This window comes from Nonomuraea sp. NEAU-A123 (assembly GCF_018603905.1).
Classification (GTDB): domain Bacteria; phylum Actinomycetota; class Actinomycetes; order Streptosporangiales; family Streptosporangiaceae; genus Nonomuraea.
Map to the genome: position 1 here is coordinate 138,893 of NZ_JAHFZZ010000023.1, position 14,560 is coordinate 153,452.

The following is a 14,560-nucleotide window of genomic DNA, read 5'->3' on the forward strand; positions in this document are numbered from 1 at the left end:
GGGGTGTCCCTCGGAGAAGGCCGCCTACCATCGGAGACATGAGTGAGATGGCCATGAGCTTGACGGCCCTGGCGGGGTTCGTCGTGGGAGCGCTGGCGGTCCTGTTCTACCGCAACCAGATCGAGGCCCAGAACAGGACCGCGACGGCCGGCGACCAGGAGCTCGGCGCCCTCCCGCAGGGCGTGGCCTCGGTGCTGGCCGTGCTGCCCTCGTCCGCGGTCGTGCTCGACGCGCATGACCGCGTGCTGCGGGCCAGCTCGGCCGCACGCGCGTTCGGGCTGGTCAAGGGCGACCGGCTGATGGCCGCCGAACTGCTCGCCCTGGCCAGGCAGGTACGACGGGACGGCGAGATCCGGGAGAGCGAGATCGACGTCGCCGGGCACAAGTTCGGCCAGGAGATCACGAACTTCGCGGTCCGCGTGGCCCCGCTCGGCTCGTACGGCCAGGTCCTGGTGCTCGCCGAGGACCAGACCGAGCGGCGCAGGGTGGAGGCCGTCCGCCGTGACTTCGTGGCGAACGTCAGCCACGAGCTCAAGACCCCCGTCGGCGCTCTGAGCCTGCTCGCCGAGACCATCCAGGACGCCGCCGACGATCCCGAAGCCGTCACCCGGTTCGCCGGGCGCATGCAGCACGAGGCCGCCAGGCTCAACTACCTGGTGCAGGACCTGATCACGCTGAGCCGGATCCAGGGCGCCGAGCCCATCCCCACCCCCGGCCAGGTATCGATCGACGAATCCATCAACGATGCCATCGACCACTGCAACACCAGGGCGATCGCCAAGGACATCACGCTCGTCACCGGCGGCACGGAGGGCCTGCGCATCTGGGGGGACGACGAACTGCTCGTCACCGCCCTGCGCAACCTCATCGACAACGCCGTCGCCTACAGTCCCGAACACACCCGGGTCGTCGTCAGTGTCAGACCGGCGGGCGACTCCGTCGAGATCAGCGTCAGCGACCAGGGCATCGGCATTCCAGAGGAATCGCTGGAACGCATCTTCGAACGCTTCTTCCGCGTCGACGCGGCCAGGTCCCGGGCGACCGGCGGCACCGGTCTCGGCCTCGCGATCGTCAAGCACGTCGCCGCGGCGCACGCCGGCGAGGTCTCCGTCTGGAGCAAGGAAGGCTCCGGCTCCACATTCACGCTGCGGCTGCCCGCTTTCGGCGGCACCGCGGTGGTCGTTCCACCCCCGAACACCCTGGAGGCCGCAAAATGACCCGAGTTCTCGTGGTTGAGGACGAGGAGTCGTTCTCCGACGCCTTGTCGTACATGCTCCGTAAGGAAGGCTTTGAGGTCTCCGTCGCGGCGACCGGGCCAGAGGCGCTCGACACATTCGACCGGAGCGGTGCCGATCTGGTGCTGCTCGACCTGATGCTGCCCGGCCTGCCGGGCACCGAGGTGTGCCGCTCGCTGCGGCAGCGTTCCAAGGTGCCGGTCATCATGCTGACCGCCAAGGACAGCGAGATCGACAAGGTCGTGGGCCTGGAGCTGGGCGCCGACGACTACGTCACCAAGCCGTTCTCCTCGCGCGAGCTGGTCGCCCGTATCCGCGCCGTGCTGCGCCGCCAGGGCGACGTCGTGGACGAGCTGGAGTCGGCGGTGCTGGCCGTGGGGCCCGTGCGCATGGACGTCGACAGGCATGTGGTGGCCGTACGCGGCGAGCAGGTGCAGTTGCCGCTGAAGGAGTTCGAGCTCCTGGAGGTGCTGCTGCGCAACGCCGGGCGGGTGCTCACCCGGGGCCAGCTCATCGACCGTGTGTGGGGCGCCGACTACGTGGGTGACACCAAGACGCTCGACGTGCACGTCAAGCGTCTGCGCGCCAAGATCGAGTCGGACCCGTCGAACCCGCGCTGCATCCTGACCGTGCGCGGGCTGGGCTACAAGTTCGACGCGGTGGAGAGCTGACGGCTCTGTTAAGACGCTGACAGGGAGCCCCGGTACGTACCGGGGCTCCCGTTTTGTCAGTGGGCCGCTTCGGTGGCTTCGGCGGATGCCGAGGGCGAAGGCGTCGGCGCGGGGGTCGCGTTGGGCGCCGGCGGGTAGTCCTTGAACTCGCGGCTGCGCGTGACCACAGGGACGTTCATGGACACGAGCCCGGCGTTGGCGAACTGGAGGTCCAGATGGATGCTCTCGCCGCCTCTGAGGGCCCTGGAGATGCCTTCCAGCATGATCTGGGGGCTCGGCTTGCCGGTGTTGACGAGCTGGTTGCTCGGCAACTGGATCGGCGCCGTCACCTTCGCGCTGGCCATGGTGCCGGCGCTGACCGCCGTGAGCGTGTCGGGGGCGCCGTTGGTGTTGAGGATGTTCAGGTAGACCGGGGCGGAGCCGCGCCAGGCGAGCTGCGCGCCGGAGTCGGGGCCGAGGATGAACGCCTGGGGGATCTGGATGCCGTGCATGCCGTAGTTCTTCGCCTGATCGAAGAGAACGCCTGCCTCATTGGGTGCATACGGCTTGTTGGTGTTGGCGTCGAATCCAGCCGAACAACCGGCCAGCACAGGGGCGACCAGGAAGACGGCGGCGGCGACAATCCAGCGGCGGCGGGTCACGAGCGGGTTCTCCTAGGGTCTTGCACATGCGTGTAGGGCAGCGCCCACCATATCCACCCGAATCCATGGTCATATCCGCACCCCTGCAGGTCATTAGCTATGCCCGCATATGCGATTCATAGAGTTGACCGCTTGTCAACCCCCAATATGCCGCTTTGACCTGCAGTTATGATGATTTCACTGTTCCGGGAGCCTGCGGATGCGTGGTACTCTGGAGTACAGCGGAAGGGGTACTTGTCACATGACTTTCCAGGTCGGCGACACTGTCGTCTACCCCCACCATGGGGCTGCTCGGATCGAAGCAATCACGAAGCGATCCATCAAGGGTGAGGAAAAGACCTACCTGGTGCTCAAGGTCGACAAGGGCGACCTTACCGTCCAGGTGCCAGCTGAAAACGCGGAACTAGTCGGCGTGCGCGATGTTGTCGGCCAGGAAGGCCTTGAGCGGGTTTTCGATGTTCTTCGGATGCCGCACACCGAGGAGCCGACCAACTGGTCCCGGCGCTATAAGGCCAATCTCGAGAAGCTCGCGTCCGGCGATGTCAACAAGGTCGCCGAGGTGGTCCGGGATCTTTGGCGGAGGGACCGCGAGCGCGGCCTGTCCGCAGGTGAGAAGCGCATGCTCGCCAAGGCCCGTCAGATCTTGGTGAGTGAGCTGGCCCTCGCCGAGAAGACCAATGAGGACAAGGCGGAAGCCTTGCTCGACGAGGTTCTCAACTCCTGAACACGAAACTTCCACGGGTGGGCGTCGGGGTCGACGTCCACCCGTTCGTTTCAGGGCGAGACCTGCATCTCGCCGGCCTGTACTGGCCGGGCGAGATCGGACTCGCGGGTCACTCCGACGGCGATGCCGCCGCGCACGCGGCCTGCGATGCCCTGCTGTCCGCCGCCGGGCTCGGCGATCTCGGTGGCCTGTTCGGCACCGACGATCCACGCTGGGCGGGCGCCTCGGGTGTCACCTTGCTGGAGGAGGCCGCGCGCCAGGTGCGTTCGGCGGGCTTCGAGATCGGCAACGTGGCCCTTCAGGTCATCGGTAACCGGCCCAAGCTGGCTCCTCGCCGTACAGAGGCCGAGAAGGCGCTCAGCGCCGCTCTGGGGGCGCCTGTGAGCGTCAGTGCGACCACCACCGACGGGCTCGGGCTGACCGGGCGCGGCGAAGGGGTGGCGGCCATCGCGACCGCGCTCGTGCTTCTCTAGCGCTTGTTCTAGCGCTTGGTCAACCTGCAGCCGCACTCCCGCGTCTTCTTGCGGGATGCGTTGAGGGTATCCCGGCGGGTGCTGCCTCCGGCCCGCCGAGTCAACGGGGCGGCGGTCCGTTACTGGCGCGGTACGGATCGCCGCTTCTCATGGATAGCTTCCTGGTATGTCGGGTAAGTCCTCCTAAGACATGTGGAACGTCTTCGGGGGGAGCAACACATGATCGGCGCGATTGTGTCCGCGGTCGTCATCGGCGCCATTGTCGGAGCGCTGGCCCGGCTGGTAGTGCCCGGTAAGCAGAACATGTCCATAGGCCTGACGTTGATCGTCGGCATCGTGGCCGCTCTGCTCGGCACGCTCATCGCCCAGGGATTCGGCTGGGCCGACACCAGGGGCATCGACTGGATCGAACACATACTCCAGCTCGTCCTGGCCGTCATCGGAGTCCTGATCGTCACCAAGATGACCACCGGGAGAACCGGCCGAACCGGAGGAACCCCGATCTGACCTGCCGTTTCGCATCAACCACGAATATTCGTCGATGGCCGGGTACTGATCTCCCTCGAGAGTGAACGGCTCACTCTCACTGGGAGGTTTGGTCATGACAATCCAGTCCATCCTTGGCGCCATCGTGATCGGCGCCGTGATCGGCGCCCTCGGTCGTCTGCTGCTTCCCGGCAGGCAGGCCATCGGGTGGATCCTCACCATCGTCGTCGGTATCGTCGCCGCCCTGGTGGGCACGCTCATCGCCCAGGTCCTCGGCGTCGCCACCACCAATGGCATCGACTGGATCGAACTGGTCATGCAGGTCGTTCTCGCCATTGTCGGTGTCGGGCTCGTTGCTGGGCTGCGACGGGGCAGTGGTACGAACGTTTAGACGATGGCTAGACGGTTCCGCGACTGTGCCGAATCCCCTTCGGCGCGGGACGGTACGCGAAGACCCGCTCGGTGCTTACACCGGGCGGGTCTTCTGCGTCCTCGGCTCATTCCTCCGGGGGGAGGGGGGTGCTGCGGAGCCTGCCAGAGGGGGCGTCGTCTTCTATGACCGGGTGCGGGGCGGTGTCCTCCAGGTCCCGGTCCTCCAGATCTTCGCGCGAGCGGGATCGGGCGGTGGCGGACTCGGCGGGGTCGGCGGCTTCCGGGCCGTGGTCGGGGTCGGGGTTGGCCGGTGCGGCCGGCTCGGGGGTTTGGCTGGTGCGGGCAGGGGTGTCTGGGATGTCGCTGAAGACGCGGACCGGTTGGGTGTCGGTGTCTCGGTCGGAGACGATGGGGGTGCGGGGGTGGACCAGGACGTCGGTCGGCTTGATCCGATCACCCCAGCGCACGGGGCGCTTCAACTCGGGCTCCGGCTCTGCTTCTGGCTGGGACTGCGGCTGTGGTTGTGGCTTTGGGGTGCGGGATGCGGCTTCTGGCCGTGGTTCCCGGGCTGTGTGGGGCCGTGATTGTCCGCCTGTCTCGGGCCCTGCGTCGTGGTGGTCTGCCTCGTGGTGGTCTGTCTCCGGGGCTGGCTCGGGCGCTGGGCTGGGGCGGGGCTCCGGCTCCGGCCGGGGTTCTTCGAAGGTCGGTTCCTGAGCGCGCTTGCGGAGGCCACGGCGGAGTTTCGGCGCCCGCGTGGGAGCGTCGGCGGCTTGCGACCCCGTGCGCCCGCCCGGCTCCGTGCGTTCACCTGGCTCGGTGAGCGCGCTCGGCTCAGTCCGTCCGCTCGGCTCAGTCCGTGCGCCCGGCTCAGTGCGTGCGCTCGGCTCGGTGCGTGCGCCTGGCTCGTTATGGCTGCCCGGCCCCGGCTCTTGCCACGGCGCGGTAGCCCGCGAGGCCGTACCCATTCGCTGGGCATCGTCCTCACTACGAGTCTGGGGACGGGGATCCGTCTCCGTCAGCAGGTCGGACTGCGGGCGTGGCCGTGGTGGCGTCGGCGATGTCAGCGCCTCACGCTCGCGACGGTCTTCGAACTCCGGCTCCAGGGCGTCAGGCACCCCGGGGCGGACTCCCGGCCCCGCGTCGCGCTCTGACCGGTGGGCTCGTTCCGTCTGGCGGGTCGGTTCCGGGCTGCGTGCCGGCAGTTGTGCTGGTACGGTGTCCGGCTCCTGGCCCGGGGTGGCGGGCCAGCGGGTCACCTGGGCGGAGATGGGCGGGGTTTCTGGAGCGGCCGTGGGGCCGACGACCGGTGTGGTCTCCAGCACGGGGTGAAGCGGTTTGGTGAGCGGCGGCGGCGTGTCAGCGGGGCGGCCCCGGTGGAAGGGCACGATGTCCTGCTCCGCCGTACCGTCGTCATCGTCGTCTATGGACGTCCTGCGGCCCTGAACGTGCTTGATGAGCAGCAACCACAGCCAGAGGGCGATCGCCAGCATGACCCACGGGGCGACCGCCACTCCCACCGCGAGAGGTTGTACGTCGAACTGGACCTGGAGCGCCGGCGCGACGTTCGACGCGGCGGCGGCCACGATGAGCAGGACCAGCACGATCGCCGTCTGGGCGCGTACCAGCAGGTGGGCCGAGCGCAGCAGGAGGACGCCGATCAGCGCGACGACCAGGAGCGCGTCGAAGCCGGCCGGGTAGAGGAAGGCGAGGTCGGGTCGGGACTCGCCGCGGATGGCCAGTGCCCGCAGGTCGTCGAAGGAGAGCACGCAGGCGACCGCCGCGAGGCCGGCCACCGCGAGACCGGCGAGGGCGATGCCCAGGCGTCGGAGCGTAGAAGGGGGAGTCACGTCCATGGCGGTTCGAGCCTACAGAAGAATGGGGGTCAGGACCGATCAAGGGAGATACATGGCCGAGCTCTCAGAGGGCGTGCGCGAGCTGTTCGACGGGCCCAACTACGCGACGGTGACCAGCCTCAATCCCGACGGCGGGCCGCAGTCGACGGTCGTATGGGTGCGTACGGACGGAGACGACGTGCTTTTCTCCACCGCCAAGGGCCGGCGCAAGCCACGCAACTTCGAGCGCGACCCCCGGGCCAGCCTGCTCATCATCGACCCGGCGAACCCCTACCGCTACGCCGAGGTCCGTGGTCACGTGACCATGGAGGACGACCCCGCGGGCGACCTCATCCAGGAGCTCTCGCTCAAGTACACCGGTAAGCCCTGGGAGGACAAGCCAGGAGTTGAGCGACTAATTGTCCGGATAAGGCCAGAGAAGGTCACCATGCGTGAGTGATTAAAGGGCCTGCGATGGTGGCGTAGGCGTTAGCCTTTCTTTCGTGAGCCTGCACATCTACGACACCAGCGCACGCGCCACCCGCCAATTCGTTCCGGTCGAAGCCGGCCGGGCGTCGATCTACCTGTGTGGGGCGACCGTGCAGGCTCCCCCGCATGTCGGGCACATCCGCTCGGGGGTCAACTTCGACGTGTTGCGCCGCTGGCTGCTGCGTTGCGGATATGAGGTGACGTTCTGCCGCAACGTCACCGACATCGATGACAAGATTATCCGGGTGGCCGCCGAAGAGGGCGTCCCCTGGTTCACGGTCGCCGAGCGCAACCAGCGCGCCTTCACCTGGGCGTACGACACTCTCGGCTGCCTGCCCCCGACCGTCGAGCCCCGCGCGACCGGTCACGTGCCCGAGATGATCGTCCTGATGCAGCGGCTCATCGACCGCGGCCACGCCTACGCGTCGGGCGGCGACGTCTACTTCGACGTCGTCTCCTACGAGGACCGCTACGGCACGCTCTCCAACCAGAAGCTGGCCAACATGCGACCGGCGGCCGACACCGACGACGAGTCGTGCAAGCGCGACCCGCGCGACTTCGCCCTCTGGAAGGGCGCCAAGCCCGGCGAGCCCACCTGGCCGACCCCCTGGGGCCCCGGCCGCCCCGGCTGGCACCTGGAGTGCTCGGCCATGGCGACCAAATACCTCGAGGCGACGTTCGACATCCATGGCGGCGGCCTCGACCTGATCTTCCCGCACCACGAAAACGAGCTCGCCCAGTCCCAGGCGGCCGGCGACGGCTTCGCCCGCTACTGGATGCACAACGGCCTGGTCAAGATCGGCGCCGAGAAGATGAGCAAGTCGCTCGGCAACTCGCTGCTGATCCCGGAGATGGTGCAGAAGGTGCGCCCGGTGGAGCTGCGTTACTACCTCGCGGCACCGCACTACCGTTCGCCGATCGACTACTCGGAGGAGGCGCTGCGGGAGGCCGCGGCCGCCTACCAGCGCATCGAGGGCTTCGTGACCCGAGCCGCCGAAGTGATCCACGACGTCGACGCCGACGCTCCGCTGCCACAGGCGTTCACCGACGCGCTCGACGACGACCTGGGCACCCCGCAGGCGCTCGCGGTCGTGCACGAGGTGGTGCGCGAGGGCAACGTGGCACTGTCCAAGGGCGACAAGGAAGCGGTGGCCCGACTGCTGGCCGAAACCCAGAACATGCTCGACGTGCTGGGTCTCGATCCGCGTTCACCGCAGTGGCGCTCCGCGAAGTCCGACCTCAAGCCGGTGGTCGACGCGCTGGTGGCCGTGGCGCTGGAGCAGCGTAAGGCGGCTCGGGCGCGTAAGGACTATGCGGCGGCCGACGAGATCAGGGACCAGTTGGCGGCGGCCGGGGTCACGGTGGAGGACACCCCGCACGGGGCTCGTTGGGAGCTGTCCCGCTAGCCCTCTCCGTAGCCCTCGACAGGATCGGCGGGTGGATGGGCGGCCGGGCGAGCACTCACTCGATCGAAGTGCGGTTCGATGTGGTCGTCAAGCGATACCGATCGACGGACCATGGCCAGCCCGAGCGGGAATGGCGCGCCCTGGAGTTGCTCAACCAGTACGCGCCCGGGCTGGCGCCCGCCCCGGTGACCGCCGACTTGGCTGCTGATCCGCCGACGGTAGTGATGTCTCGACTCGGTGGCTCCGCCGTGCACGGACCGATCCGGGGGCACTTGGCCGACGCCATGGCCGAGGCCGTTACGAGAGTCCAGCAGGCGGTCCCTCTGCGTGTGCTGGAGCGGCTCCCCGCGCGTGCCGGCCATCCGGTAGAGCTCCTCCAGCAGGTGCGGGCGTGGTCCGCGACCGCGCCTTCTGACGGAGATCCCGCTGTCGCGGTCGCGGTCTCGGCCGCGCTTCGCGAGGCGGCGAACTGGGTGGAACAACCGAGGTTGGCGGACCTGCTGGCACGGCCGGGCACTCCGGTGTTCGGCACCGGTGACGGCAACCTGGCCAACTACCTGTGGGACGGGGCTGACGTCCGCGTTATCGATTTCGAGTACTCCGGCCGCAGCGACCGCGCATTCGAAGTGGCCGAGGTCATCGAACACATTTCGGTCTGGCGCAACGACCTCTCCGGTATGACCGCCGTGTTGGAGCGCTTGGAGATGACCGCTGACGAGGCTGGCAGGCTCACCGAGTGCCGCCGCCTTCTCGCGCTGTTTTGGCTGCTACGGACTCGCGGGGAGACCCAGGCCGATCAGGCGAACCGGATGCTGGCCTTGCTATAGAACGCCTCCGGTGCGATGCCACCGTTAGCTGGCTCACACCCTGTTCTGAGCCGGACTCCGGGCCGCCGCCGACCATTCCACCTTCGGCGGCACCGACAATACTGATCATCAACCTTCGCCCGGCACCCTTCGCCCGGCACCCTTCGCCCGGCACCCTTCGCCCGGCACCCTTCGCGCGGCGACTTTCGCGCGGCGACTTTCGCGCGGCGAGCTTCGCCCGGCAACCTTCGCCCGGCGGGACTGTACGGTCGACTGGGCACGGCCTCGGTGGCACAGGACGGAAACTCGCCGTCCCGCTTGGAAGCTCGCCGTCTCGTTCTCACCGACGTGGCGCTACCTCAAAGCGCCGAGCCATTCACTGACAGGGCGATGTCGATGTTGCCCCGTGTGGCGTTGGAGTACGGGCACACCTGATGCGTGGTGTGCACCAGACCGGCGGCCTGCTCCGGGTCCTCGATCGAGGGCAGCGTGACGTCCAACTCGACTCCGAGCTTGAAGGTGCCGTCGGCGTTCGGGATCAGCATGACCTTGGCGTCCACAGCCGCGTCCCCAGCCTTCAGCCCCTGTCGTTGCCCGACCATCGTCAGGACGGCCGAGAAGCAGGCGGCATACCCGACCGCGAACAGTTGCTCCGGATTGGTCCCGTCACCATCTCCACCCAGCTCCTTCGGCTGGCGCAGGTTCACGTCCAGCATCCCGTCGCTGGAACGCCCATGCCCGTGTGCCCGGCCGCCGGTCACCAGAGCCTGCGCGGTATAGAGCGGTTTCGTCATTTGAGAGCCCTCCTCGTTGATTTCTCGAAAGTGAATTATAGACTTCAAAAACAGGAAGTCAATGGTCTAGGATCCGGCTGTGATCACTTCACAGGAGGAACCATGGCGACACTGAAGGTCGGTTTTCTGCTGCCGACACGTGACTGGATCGTTCTGGGCGATCGGGAGCCGTTCGCGCTGATCGAGCAGGCACAAGTGGCCGAGGATCTCGGCTTCGACTCCGTTTGGGCTGGTGACAGCCCCGTGACTCGTCCCCGTGCGGATCCGCTGATGCTCCTGTCCGCAGTGGCCGCCGTGACGGAACGGGTGACGCTCGGTACGGCTGTGCTCCTACCTGCCTTACGCCATCCGATCCTGCTGGCCCACCAGCTCGCCACGCTGGACCGGATCTCCGACGGGCGCCTCATCGCCGGGATGGGCGCCGGCTTCCCGCATCCGAACACCGAGGCTCAGTTCGACGCGCTCGGCATCGAGTTCAAGCGCCGTGTCAGCCGTACCGAAGAGTCGATCGACGTGATGCGGCAATTGTGGACGGGTGCGACGGTGTCGTACCAGGGGGCGCATTTCGCCTTCCAAGACGTGACGCTGGAACCCAAGCCCGCACAGGTAGGAGGGCCGCCGATCTGGCTGGCGGGAAGCGGCGCGGCTGCCCTGCGGCGCGTGGGACGACTGGCCGACGGGTGGCTGCCTTATCCGCCGACAAGCCAGACGTACGCCGATGAATGGGGCGTGGTCCAGGAGGCAGCACGTCTGCGGGGTCCTGCGTCCGGCGAGGCGGCACGCCTGCGCGATCCTGCGTCCGGCGAGGCGGCACGCCTGCGCGGTCCTGCGTCTGGCGAGGCGGCGACTCCCGGTGCTCACGCGACTGCCGATCTGCCGCTTCCGAGTGGCCCTGTTGCGGGTGACGCGGCGACTTCTGGTGTTCATGCGGTTGTCGCCGGGTCACTTCCGCACAGCCCTGTGTCGAGCGAGGCGGGGCCCTTGGTCGAGCCTGGTTTGGGTGAGGGGGTGGGCGTGGTTACGCCTGCGTTGTATGCGACGGTCTGTCTCGATGAGGATCCTGAGCGGGCGCGAGGCCGGCTGCGGACCAGTATTGAGCGGTACTACAACGCGCCGCTCGAGTTCATCGAGTCCATTCAGGCCACGTTCGCGGGATCTGCGGATGATGCGGTCGATTGGTTGAACTCGTATGTGTTGGCTGGGGTGCGGCATGTGGTGATCCGGTTCGCGGTCGATGACTATCGCGGGGCCTTGGAGGAGTTCGCCGAGCGGGTGCTGCCGCGGCTTCGGGTGGAGGTCTGTTCATGACCACTTTTGTGCTGGTCGCCGGTGCTTGGCATGGTCCCTGGGCTTGGGATCGCGTCGTTCCGTTGCTTGGACGCGCTGGAGCGCGAACCATCGTTCCTGACCTCGCGTACGGTCGGGACGTGGGGTTGCACGACCATGTGGCACAGGTCGTCGCCGCACTCGACGCTGCGTGCACTGGCACTGGCACCAACTCCGGTACGGGCACGGGCTCAGGTACGGGCACGGGCTCAGGTACGGGCACGGGCGCCGACTCCGGTACGGGCACTGGTACCGGTACCGACTCCGGCACAGGCACAGGCACAGGCACAGGCACCGACTCCGGTACGGGCACCGGTTCTGAGGCGCGTCGCGGCGCTGGTGTCCTTGAGGCTCATCACGACGCTGACATCCATGAGGCACATCGCGACGTCGGGGCTCGCTTCGACGCTGACATCCGCGAGACCCGGCACGTGGTTGATGCGCATGATGGCGGCGGTGTCGTGCTGGTTGGGCACAGTTATGCGGGGTTGGTGGTGCGGCAGGCAGCCGACCTCCGTCCCGAACTCGTTGACCATGTGATCATGGTGGAGGGCTGGGCCGGGGCGGACGGGGACAGCATGTTCAGTCTGGCTCCTGAAGGGTTCGTGAAGTTCGTTCAGGATTCAGCGGAGTTCACCGGTCAGGGGGCCTCGGCTCGTACCTCTGCCAGGAGTTCGCCTGATGGCTGGCAGGTGCCCGCTCCCGCGCCGGCGCTCTTCGGCATCACCGATCCGGACGACGCCCAGTGGCTCCAGGAGCGGTTGCGTCCGCAGCCACTGCGTACCTTCACCGAAGGCACGCGCCTGACCGGGGCCGTCGATCGGATCCCTGGGACGGCGGTTTACTGCAGGCCGCAGACTTTTGCCTTCGACAGGTTCGCCGAGGCGGTCGGGTATCGAACCGTTGCTCTGGACGCGCCGCATGATGTGATGCTCACTGATCCGGGTGCAGGTGCTGTTGCTGACATACTTCTGAGTGCGAGGTTCAGAAACAGGAAGCTCGAAGCTTAGAATGTTGAAGTGGATCAGCGAACGTACAACCAGTTCTGTGCCACTGCCCGGACCCTGGACATCGTCGGCGAGCGGTGGACGCTGCTGCTCGTGCGCGAGCTGCTGACCGGGCCGAAGCGGTTCGGGGATCTGCAGCACAGCCTTCGCGGGCTGGGCACCGGGCTGCTGGCGGCTCGGATGAAGCATCTTGAGCGCGAGGGGCTGGTGCGCAAGATCGTGTTGCCTGCGCCGGCGCGTACACCTGCGTATGCCCTGACCGAAGCCGGTGAAGAGCTGGCGCCTGCGGTGCTGGCTCTGGCGCGGTGGGGCATGAAGTGGGCGATGGGGGAGCGTCGCGAAGGGGAGGCGTTCCAACCAGGGTGGGCGGTGCTGGCGTTGCGGGTCGCTTTTGATCCGGAGGCGGCGGTGGGGATGCGTACGGTGTACGAGTTCCGGGTCTCCGATGAGGTTTTTCACGCTCGGATCGACGACGGGACGATCGAGACGGTACACGGACCCGCTCAGCGGCCGGATGCGGTTATTGAGATGGATGACGATGTTCTGGTGGAGATGGGGGAGGGGAAGACGACGCTGGGTGATGCGCTCAAGAGCGGGGCTGCTCGGGCATTTGGTGATCTTCCGGCCTTGGGGAGGTTGCACGGGCTGTTCCGGATCCCTCAGCCGGAGGCTCGGACGGGTGGGCAGGGGGCTTCGTAACTGGGGATTCAGGCATTAGCCGGGTCGTGATTCGGGGGCCTGTGCTGTGCTGCTTGACTGCTCCGCGTACTTCGTTAATCCGTGTATTTCAGGCGACGGGCACCCGTACGAACTCTTCGCCCCCGTGGTGACATAGTGGGGCCTCGGCGCCGTACGGTCCGGCATCGGGCTATATGCGTGCGTTTCGGGGTCCGGGCGATCCACCCGTCACGGTAGGAAGCGCCGTACCCCGTGACTTGTTGGGCGCGCGATCGGAGAGCGACGGATGCCGAGGGGACTTATCGCGCTGGCACTCGGCGGTTTCGGCATCGGTCTGACCGAGTTCTTGATCGCCGGGCTGCTGCCGCAGGTGGCGTCGAGTTTCGCGGTGTCCGAGGCGGCAGCGGGCTGGCTGATCTCCGGGTACGCGTTGAGTGTCGCGATCGGCGCGATCGCGCTGACCGCGGCGACGGCGCGGCTGCCCCGCAAGGGGATCCTGGTGGGTTTGGTGGCGTTGTTCGTCATTGGCAACCTGTTGTCCGCTATCGCGCCGAGCTATCCGGTGATGCTGTTTGGGCGGATCGTCGCGGCGTTGTGCCACGGTTCGTTCTTCGGTATCGGCTCGCTGGTCGCTCGCAGTCTGGTCGCGCCGGAGAAGAAGGCTCGCGCGGTGGCGGTCATGTTCGCCGGGCTGACGGTTGCGAACGTGCTGGGCGTGCCGTTCGGCGCGCTGGTCGGTGAACGCTGGGGCTGGAGAGCGGCCTTCTGGGCAGTCACCGGGATCGGCGTGCTCGCGCTGGCGGGAATCGCCGCTTTCGTCCCCGGCTGGGCGGGAGAGACGCGGCCGCCGACAGTGACGGGCGGCTCCGATCCGATACCGCCCAGCGGCTTGCGGGCGCAGTTTCGGGCGTTCCGGTCTTGGCAGGTCTGGCTGACTCTGACGGCCACCGCGCTCAGCTATGGCGGGATGTTCGGTGCGTTCAGCTACATCGCCTACACGTTCACCGAGGTCGGCGGCTTCTCCTCGGCGGATGTCGCCTGGTTGCTGATGGTGTACGGGGTCGGTCTGGTCGTCGGGAACCTGATCGGCGGCCGAGCGGCCGACCGTGACCGTGACCGCGCCCTGGTTCTCGCGCTGCTCGGACTCACGATCACTCTGGGCATGTTCGGTCTGCTGGTCGGCAGTGCCACCGCGTCGGTGGTACTGGTGTTTCTGATGGGGCTGTTCGGGTTCGCCAGTGTGCCGGGCATGATCATTCGCGTCACCGACTTCGCCCACGGGGCGGCACTGGCCGCCAGCGCCAACGTGTCCGCGTCCAACATCGGCAACGCTCTTGGCGCCTGGCTCGGGGGCCTGGCCATCACCGCGGGTCTCGGCTATGCCGCGCCGCTCTACGTCGGCGCCGGCATCGCCCTGACCTCCGTCATCGTCATGGTCGTTGCCGCATACCAAGCCAGGTCACCCGCACAGCAGACTGAGCACTCCATGTGACCGTCGGTGTCGTTGGGGCAGCCATCGATCTGTACGGTCTTGAGCTTGCGCTTCACGGGTCGTCGTCTCCCCGCACCCGCCCTCTTGGTGGCGGTCAACCCGCTGCTCTGTGCGTACCTCATAGCTAC

At 67.4% G+C, this 14,560-nt stretch carries 17 protein-coding genes; 13 read left to right on the forward strand and 4 right to left on the reverse strand.

Translation table 11 applies throughout. The annotated features are described in order from the left end of the window. The first annotated feature begins 38 nt into the window (after window positions 1–38). Together KLK06_RS46730 and KLK06_RS46735 are read left to right on the forward strand one after the other, a co-directional pair. On the forward strand, window positions 39–1,217 hold the full coding sequence (locus tag KLK06_RS46730; protein WP_214642200.1) for a cell wall metabolism sensor histidine kinase WalK: 1,179 nt from the start codon (window positions 39–41) through the stop codon (window positions 1,215–1,217). Next, a complete protein-coding gene (locus KLK06_RS46735; RefSeq protein ID WP_214642201.1) occupies window positions 1,214–1,906 on the forward strand; it encodes a response regulator transcription factor in 693 nt (230 codons plus the stop codon). The genes KLK06_RS46730 and KLK06_RS46735 overlap by 4 nt, the downstream gene beginning before the upstream one ends. 56 nt (window positions 1,907–1,962) lie before the next feature. On the opposite strand, the gene KLK06_RS46740 is transcribed toward KLK06_RS46735, so the two are convergent. Beyond that, on the reverse strand, window positions 1,963–2,547 hold the full coding sequence (locus tag KLK06_RS46740; protein ID WP_308168754.1) for a copper chaperone PCu(A)C: 585 nt from the start codon (window positions 2,545–2,547) through the stop codon (window positions 1,963–1,965). Window positions 2,548–2,788: 241 nt separating this feature from the next. Here KLK06_RS46740 and KLK06_RS46745 point away from each other — a divergent pair, with 241 nt between their 5' ends. The 4 genes from KLK06_RS46745 (at window position 2,789) to KLK06_RS46760 (ending at window position 4,621) form a co-directional block, all read left to right on the forward strand. Beyond that, window positions 2,789–3,271, forward strand: coding sequence for a CarD family transcriptional regulator (locus tag KLK06_RS46745; protein ID WP_043624891.1), 483 nt, complete (start codon window positions 2,789–2,791; stop codon window positions 3,269–3,271). 17 nt (window positions 3,272–3,288) lie between these two features. Continuing rightward, window positions 3,289–3,744, forward strand: a complete 456-nt coding sequence (ispF, locus tag KLK06_RS46750; RefSeq protein ID WP_214642202.1) for a 2-C-methyl-D-erythritol 2,4-cyclodiphosphate synthase — start codon at window positions 3,289–3,291, stop codon at window positions 3,742–3,744. 219 nt (window positions 3,745–3,963) lie between these two features. Beyond that, window positions 3,964–4,251, forward strand: a complete 288-nt coding sequence (locus KLK06_RS46755) for a GlsB/YeaQ/YmgE family stress response membrane protein (RefSeq protein ID WP_214642203.1) — start codon at window positions 3,964–3,966, stop codon at window positions 4,249–4,251. Window positions 4,252–4,345: 94 nt separating this feature from the next. Then, complete coding sequence (locus KLK06_RS46760; RefSeq protein ID WP_214642204.1) at window positions 4,346–4,621, forward strand: GlsB/YeaQ/YmgE family stress response membrane protein; 276 nt, start codon at window positions 4,346–4,348, stop codon at window positions 4,619–4,621. A gap of 106 nt (window positions 4,622–4,727) precedes the next feature. Here KLK06_RS46760 and KLK06_RS46765 read toward each other — a convergent pair whose 3' ends face one another. Then, window positions 4,728–6,449, reverse strand: a complete 1,722-nt coding sequence (locus tag KLK06_RS46765; protein ID WP_214642205.1) for a DUF2637 domain-containing protein — start codon at window positions 6,447–6,449, stop codon at window positions 4,728–4,730. A 58-nt stretch (window positions 6,450–6,507) separates the two neighbouring features. Between KLK06_RS46765 and KLK06_RS46770 the strand changes: the two genes are divergently transcribed. Genes KLK06_RS46770 through KLK06_RS46780 form a run of 3 tightly spaced genes read left to right on the forward strand, consistent with a single transcriptional unit; the run spans window position 6,508 to window position 9,156 of the window. After that, entirely contained in the window at window positions 6,508–6,894 is a 387-nt protein-coding gene (locus KLK06_RS46770; RefSeq protein ID WP_214642206.1) for a PPOX class F420-dependent oxidoreductase, read from the forward strand. 43 nt (window positions 6,895–6,937) lie between these two features. Then, window positions 6,938–8,329 (forward strand): cysteine--tRNA ligase, encoded by a 1,392-nt coding sequence (cysS, locus tag KLK06_RS46775; protein ID WP_214642207.1) that lies wholly within the window; start codon window positions 6,938–6,940, stop codon window positions 8,327–8,329. Window positions 8,330–8,364: 35 nt separating this feature from the next. Further along, window positions 8,365–9,156: a phosphotransferase family protein gene (locus KLK06_RS46780; protein WP_214642208.1), complete on the forward strand. Its 792-nt coding sequence runs from the start codon at window positions 8,365–8,367 to the stop codon at window positions 9,154–9,156. A gap of 338 nt (window positions 9,157–9,494) precedes the next feature. Here KLK06_RS46780 and KLK06_RS46785 read toward each other — a convergent pair whose 3' ends face one another. Then, window positions 9,495–9,929 (reverse strand): organic hydroperoxide resistance protein, encoded by a 435-nt coding sequence (locus KLK06_RS46785; RefSeq protein WP_214642209.1) that lies wholly within the window; start codon window positions 9,927–9,929, stop codon window positions 9,495–9,497. A gap of 102 nt (window positions 9,930–10,031) precedes the next feature. Between KLK06_RS46785 and KLK06_RS60715 the strand changes: the two genes are divergently transcribed. Further along, window positions 10,032–11,237 (forward strand): LLM class flavin-dependent oxidoreductase, encoded by a 1,206-nt coding sequence (locus KLK06_RS60715; protein WP_250907083.1) that lies wholly within the window; start codon window positions 10,032–10,034, stop codon window positions 11,235–11,237. Between the two features lie 227 nt (window positions 11,238–11,464). Here KLK06_RS60715 and KLK06_RS63330 read toward each other — a convergent pair whose 3' ends face one another. After that, window positions 11,465–11,791 (reverse strand): hypothetical protein, encoded by a 327-nt coding sequence (locus tag KLK06_RS63330; RefSeq protein WP_214642210.1) that lies wholly within the window; start codon window positions 11,789–11,791, stop codon window positions 11,465–11,467. Here KLK06_RS63330 and KLK06_RS63335 point away from each other — a divergent pair. From KLK06_RS63335 to KLK06_RS46810, 3 genes are all read left to right on the forward strand, one after another. Beyond that, window positions 11,687–12,265: an alpha/beta fold hydrolase gene (locus tag KLK06_RS63335; RefSeq protein WP_374197195.1), complete on the forward strand. Its 579-nt coding sequence runs from the start codon at window positions 11,687–11,689 to the stop codon at window positions 12,263–12,265. The genes KLK06_RS63330 and KLK06_RS63335 overlap by 105 nt on opposite strands. A gap of 9 nt (window positions 12,266–12,274) precedes the next feature. Then, on the forward strand, window positions 12,275–12,961 hold the full coding sequence (locus KLK06_RS46805) for a winged helix-turn-helix transcriptional regulator (protein WP_214642212.1): 687 nt from the start codon (window positions 12,275–12,277) through the stop codon (window positions 12,959–12,961). A gap of 265 nt (window positions 12,962–13,226) precedes the next feature. Continuing rightward, a complete protein-coding gene (locus KLK06_RS46810) occupies window positions 13,227–14,432 on the forward strand; it encodes an MFS transporter (protein WP_214642213.1) in 1,206 nt (401 codons plus the stop codon). The last annotated feature ends 128 nt before the right edge of the window (window positions 14,433–14,560 follow it).

What these genes read in the sequence shown, in the direction of transcription:
- KLK06_RS46730 (WP_214642200.1), top strand. Translation starts at nt 39, where the DNA reads ATGAGTGAGATGGCCATGAGCTTGACGGCCCTGGCGGGGTTCGTCGTG.
- KLK06_RS46735 (WP_214642201.1), top strand. Translation starts at nt 1,214, where the DNA reads ATGACCCGAGTTCTCGTGGTTGAGGACGAGGAGTCGTTCTCCGACGCC.
- KLK06_RS46745 (WP_043624891.1), top strand. Translation starts at nt 2,789, where the DNA reads ATGACTTTCCAGGTCGGCGACACTGTCGTCTACCCCCACCATGGGGCT.
- KLK06_RS46755 (WP_214642203.1), top strand. Translation starts at nt 3,964, where the DNA reads ATGATCGGCGCGATTGTGTCCGCGGTCGTCATCGGCGCCATTGTCGGA.
- KLK06_RS46760 (WP_214642204.1), top strand. Translation starts at nt 4,346, where the DNA reads ATGACAATCCAGTCCATCCTTGGCGCCATCGTGATCGGCGCCGTGATC.
- KLK06_RS46770 (WP_214642206.1), top strand. Translation starts at nt 6,508, where the DNA reads ATGGCCGAGCTCTCAGAGGGCGTGCGCGAGCTGTTCGACGGGCCCAAC.
- KLK06_RS46780 (WP_214642208.1), top strand. Translation starts at nt 8,365, where the DNA reads ATGGGCGGCCGGGCGAGCACTCACTCGATCGAAGTGCGGTTCGATGTG.
- KLK06_RS46785 (WP_214642209.1), bottom strand. Translation starts at nt 9,929, where the DNA reads ATGACGAAACCGCTCTATACCGCGCAGGCTCTGGTGACCGGCGGCCGG.
- KLK06_RS60715 (WP_250907083.1), top strand. Translation starts at nt 10,032, where the DNA reads ATGGCGACACTGAAGGTCGGTTTTCTGCTGCCGACACGTGACTGGATC.
- KLK06_RS63330 (WP_214642210.1), bottom strand. Translation starts at nt 11,791, where the DNA reads ATGGTCAACGAGTTCGGGACGGAGGTCGGCTGCCTGCCGCACCACCAA.
- KLK06_RS46810 (WP_214642213.1), top strand. Translation starts at nt 13,227, where the DNA reads ATGCCGAGGGGACTTATCGCGCTGGCACTCGGCGGTTTCGGCATCGGT.